The 4,770-nt window shown below is 47.0% G+C and carries 4 protein-coding genes; all 4 read left to right on the top strand.

Annotated elements, in window-relative coordinates; translation table 11 throughout:
* Window positions 1–143 precede the first annotated feature (143 nt).
* The 4 genes from AD944_RS16095 to AD944_RS01245 all read left to right on the top strand — a co-directional run bounded on the left by AD944_RS16095 (window position 144) and on the right by AD944_RS01245 (window position 4,639).
* Window positions 144–1,181 carry a tyrosine-type recombinase/integrase gene (locus AD944_RS16095; RefSeq protein WP_236709175.1) on the top strand — a complete coding sequence of 346 codons (1,038 nt, stop codon included), beginning with the start codon at window positions 144–146 and terminating at the stop codon, window positions 1,179–1,181.
* Between the two features lie 407 nt (window positions 1,182–1,588).
* Window positions 1,589–2,512, top strand: coding sequence for a replication protein RepA (locus AD944_RS01255; RefSeq protein ID WP_045542044.1), 924 nt, complete (start codon window positions 1,589–1,591; stop codon window positions 2,510–2,512).
* Between the two features lie 212 nt (window positions 2,513–2,724).
* The gene (locus AD944_RS01250) at window positions 2,725–3,780 is read left to right on the top strand and encodes an Aca2/YdiL-like domain-containing protein (protein ID WP_045542043.1); all 1,056 of its coding nucleotides are present in this window, start codon (window positions 2,725–2,727) and stop codon (window positions 3,778–3,780) included.
* Complete coding sequence (locus tag AD944_RS01245) at window positions 3,773–4,639, top strand: ParB/RepB/Spo0J family partition protein (RefSeq protein ID WP_035379816.1); 867 nt, start codon at window positions 3,773–3,775, stop codon at window positions 4,637–4,639. Before AD944_RS01250 ends, AD944_RS01245 begins: the two co-directional genes overlap by 8 nt.
* Window positions 4,640–4,770 lie beyond the last annotated feature (131 nt).

Genomic DNA, 4,770 nt, shown 5'->3' with positions numbered 1-4,770 from the left:
CGGAGACTATCACAGGTCAGAGTTAATGTGACAGCACCAGTGAAAGACCATCTTTCCTTCCGAGCAAGGACAAGGTCAATTCTATCCCGACACCTGCACCTATCGGACAAGCTCCAGCCAATGTTGCGCGTTGGTTTTCGGCTTTGGCCGAAGCTGAGATTCCGAAACATGACGGCCAACTGGAGACATCACAGGCAGCCGTAGGCACATTTGTTCAGATGGGTAAGGCTGCTAACACCCGTCGCGCCTATCGCTCGGCCATCCGTGGCTGGTGTGCATTTGCCGAACGTCATGACCTCCCTGCCCTGCCTGCGCGGAGTGAAGACGTTGCAACCTACCTTGCGGATCTGGCTTTGCGTGGACGCAAGCCAGCAACTATTGAACTCTATAGAGCTGCTTTGCGCTATCTTCATCATGTTGCACATCTTCCCATTCCTACAACACACGCCCTCGTGTCAGAGATGCTGGCCGGGATTCATCGCTCACCAAACAAGATGCCATCACGTCGGGTAAAAGGTTTGACTTGGGAAATGCTCTGCGAGGTCGTTGATAATATCCCAATGACATCGCTGGTAGATACACGTGACCGCGCCATTTTGCTTCTTGGCTATGGTGGAGCGCTACGTCGCTCTGAACTAGCAGGGATCCAGCTCGAACACGTCACGCTTGATGAAGACTGCATGCGGATCACCCTACCCCACTCTAAGGGGGATAAGAAGCATGAGGGAACCACAATCGTTATTCCCCGTGGGATAACCAGACATTGTCCAGTTCGTGCGTGGGAGACGTGGCTACGGCAGTCAAAACTGACACCACGAAACAACAAGCCAAACGATACAAAGACAGAGAGCGCAAACGAGACGACTGCTGCCTTCCCAAGAATTTGGCTGACTGCAACAGCGAAAAAGAATGGGCCTGCCCCTACTCCTAAGATCGGCACGCAGAGTCTTTCGGACTTTTCGGTGGCCACGATTATCAAACGACGCTGTCAGGCGGCTGGGATCGAGGGGGATTTCAGCGGTCACAGTTTGCGACGGGGTGCCATCACGACAGGCGCTCAGGATGGCATCGACCTGATGGCGCTCAAACGCTTTTCCCGTCACCGAGATTACCGCGTACTGGAAGCTTATATCGAAGAAGATGAAGCTTTCACAAAACACCCAGGAAAGACTCGTTTTTAGATAAATTGAGACTGATGGATGAATGTCATGGGGTGCTTAGTGAACGCTGACACATGTCTATCACATCAGGAAATTGGACCCACTCTATGCAACGTTGCATAGAGTCGCAGTCTATTGGACTTTACTCACGGCTAATCCATTGGAAAAGCAGCCAACTAAAAAAGGCAAGACCAAGTCACTGAGGGGGTTGGACTTTACTCACGGTAAAACTGGACCCTACTCACGCGACTCTAACTAATCCACTGGATTCCACTCACACAGCAAATAATAAATACCTAATAATCTTCAATTCGCTACGTGAGTGGAGTCCAAAATCCGTGAGTAACGTCCAACCGAATCACGTGGAAAACTTTTGTAAGTAAAGTCCAACTTGACCAACGCCCCCTTGCTAGGTCAGGGTTGGGGTAATGGCAGATGTTCATAACCTATTATTGCAACATGGCCTTGATGAGGCCCGGCGATTACGAAACATCGACAAGAACTCTCGTGCTTGTGTCGATGCTGCCCACGAAGTGCTGTCCGATGAACAACAGGCTATTGGTATAGCTCATGCTGGCTTTGCAATGGCCGCACTTCCACACAAAAAACCCAATACTGCTGTTTGGGAACGAGACGGTGGCCCAGTAAAATTGCTTATTGAAAGCGGCCTTGATGCGAATAAAGAGCCAGTTGGTATTCCTTATGGCTCAGTAGCACGACTAATACTGTTATATCTTCAGACACAAGCGGTCAGAAACAAAAGCAGGCAGATTGAACTAGGGGCGTCAATGAATGCTTGGCTTTCAGCAATGAATCTCTCTGTTGGAGGAAAAACCTACAATTTAGTAAGAGAGCAGAGTCGAAGAATTAGCCGCTGCCGTTTAACCTTTTTCAGATCAGATGCTGGAAATCAGTATGTCAGTAACGGCGCATTCGTAAGAGACGCTATATTTCCGCTAGATCCGTCGAACTCAGATCAGCAATCACTGTGGTTAGAAGTAGTAACTCTTGATGAATCCTTCTATAATAGTCTAATTCAGCATCCACTACCTTTGCGTGAGGTGGCAATTCGTCAAATATCAGGTAGGTCAATGGCTATTGACCTTTATATTTGGCTTGCTTACCGCCTCCACGTTCTGCCAGCGCCTATAAAAGTGACCTGGGCTGCCCTTAAAAGTCAATTCGGACCCGATTATAGAGAACTTCGTTTTTTCAGACGGGACATCATCCCATCTCTAAATCTTGCTTTGTCTGTTTACCCTGAGGCGGTAGTAACCATAGACGACCGCCAAGGGCTTACCTTGTTTCCTTCACCGGCTCCAGTAAAAGAGCGTAATCAGCGTCTGCTTTAAGAAGCTTCCCCCGGTTGGACTTCTCTCACGGTCGGGCCAAGCTGGTCTTTAAGACGCATAATTATAAAAAAACAATTCCTAATTGGATCAGTTGCTTACGCAAAAAAATAGGTGCGTGAGTATAGTCCAATGATCTTCCTGTTGATGTTGAGTGTTGACAGGGGGGTGTTGATTGCTCAACACTCTCTGTGGTTTCTGACAGGAGAGTGGTGATGACGGAAAATAATGCAAGCAATACCCTTAAGAAAGTTAGAATGAGCTTAGGTCTTTCACAGGCTGAGTTAAAATCCTTATTAAACGAACGGCTTTCTAGAAACTATGATCGACACACGATCTCACGCTGGGAGAACGGACGCCAGCCTATCCCGTCTGAGGTATTGAACGAACTACAGCAACTGGTTGAGCGCAGACCTCAGCCGTTGCAAGTAATAGTCTTTGCCAACCAAAAAGGTGGTGTTGGAAAAACAACAAGCGCCTTAAACGTTGCTTATGCTTTAAGTCGTCTTAACTATCGTGTACTGTTAATAGATGCAGATCCACAAGCTAGTGCAACTTCAGCTCTCGTTGGCGATGCTTTAGTTGAGCTTTATCGCAACAGCAGAACACTCGATGCGGCGTTACTTAGGGGAGCGCAGTTTTCAGACGTGATACTTAATAAATCATCGGAACTTGGAAATGGACGAATTCTACCATTCTCATTTATACCAAGTCATATTGATCTGGCCGAAGTAGATGTTCGTAGGGAACCTGGAACAGAAGGTTTGCTACGTGAGGCCATTCAAGAAGTACAGAATGATTTTGACTATATTATTATTGATAGTCCACCGCATCTCGGCTTTCTAACCTGGATGTCATTAACAGCAGCAAACCAGGTTTTCATTCCCGTTCGTACAGAACCATATGACGTTATGGGTGTGAACCTGATCCTAGACACAATCTCCAAAGTAAACCGTCGGTCTAACCCACGTCTGAGAATTGGTGGAGTAATTCCCACTCAATATTCGTCGAACCAATATGTTGATGTAGGGATAATTGAGCATCTAATTACGACTCTCACCGGAAAGGCTGACGTTTTGGAGCCGGTGCCAAGTAGTACTGCCTTTAGTAATGCTGCCTGGGAAGGCAAAATATCAGTGGAACTATCACCGACGAACCCTGCCGTTCGCCCCTACGTGAGACTTGCTGAAGCTATCAGCACGGGAAAACAGCCTCTGCTTGCAACCGATGTTTTAGATTTAAATCAAACTGAGGAAGACGCCCATGGCTAGAACATTCAAGAAGAGAAGCCCCTCTGCATTTCTTGAATCCCAGAAGGGTATAACTACGTCTTTCTCAACTCCCTTTCTCGGAAAAGGAAAATTTAACCATAGCTTTGAGGTCCAGCTTTCTGAGTTGGTTGCCGATCCAGAACAGCCCCGAAAAGTTTTCAATTCGGAAGAAATTGAAGCGTTAGCAACTTCTCTTTCAGAACGGGGAATTCTCCAGCCAATTCTTGTCAGAGAAGCAGGAGAGGGGCCTGCAAAGTGGATTATTGTTGCAGGCGAAAGACGGTGGCGAGCAGCTGTCAGTCTTGGCTGGGAGACGCTTCCGGCTATTGAATATGATGGTGATTATCGAGCAGCTAGCTTGGTTGAGAATTTATTTCGAACTGATCTGTCTGCAGTTGAAGAGGCGCGTGGTCTACGCAGTATAATGGAATTAAATAACTGGTCACAAAGCGAAACTGGACGCCAGTTAGGATTGAGCCAATCTAGGGTAAACCGTACGCTCCGGGTTCTAGATCTCCCTAGTGATTTTTTAGATTATGCATCAGCTAAAGCGGTTCCTATAAATGTATTAGTTCAAATAGTGCGTGAAGAGGATGCTTATCAGCAAAAAGCCTTAATGGACCGTGTAATGTCTGGCTCTGCGACTGTGGCCGAAGTACTGGATTTACGCCAAAAGGCTAGCGCGCAATCTCAGAAAGCTACAGAAAAAAAAGCAGGAACGGGGCTTAAAGTTTTTAAAACTATTCGCAGATTCATCAAAGAAACCTCAATCATTGCGGATAAAAAGGTGGCTTTGTCTGAGGAAGAGAAGAAAGATCTTCGGCAAGCCCGCGACATGATTGACCAGTTGCTTGCATAACTGAGAGAAATAATCTGATAGCTCCAAGGCTATGCAACGTTGCATAGCCTTTTTTATTGGGGTGTGCCCTCTCCTCCTATGCAACGTTGCATAGGACAGAAGGACAGAAGGACAGAAGGACAGAAGGACAG

Origin of the sequence: Acetobacter tropicalis, from assembly GCF_001580915.1 — a bacterium.
In the GTDB taxonomy this organism is placed as follows: Bacteria; Pseudomonadota; Alphaproteobacteria; order Acetobacterales; family Acetobacteraceae; genus Acetobacter; species Acetobacter tropicalis.
The sequence above is the reverse complement of the archived record's forward strand: the minus strand, read 5'-3'. Positions and strand labels throughout refer to the sequence as shown.

Bases quoted from the DNA above. Each gene is read 5' to 3' on its own strand.
- AD944_RS01245 (WP_035379816.1), top strand. From the start codon at position 3,773: ATGGCTAGAACATTCAAGAAGAGAAGCCCCTCTGCATTTCTTGAATCC.
- AD944_RS01250 (WP_045542043.1), top strand. From the start codon at position 2,725: ATGACGGAAAATAATGCAAGCAATACCCTTAAGAAAGTTAGAATGAGC.
- AD944_RS01255 (WP_045542044.1), top strand. From the start codon at position 1,589: ATGGCAGATGTTCATAACCTATTATTGCAACATGGCCTTGATGAGGCC.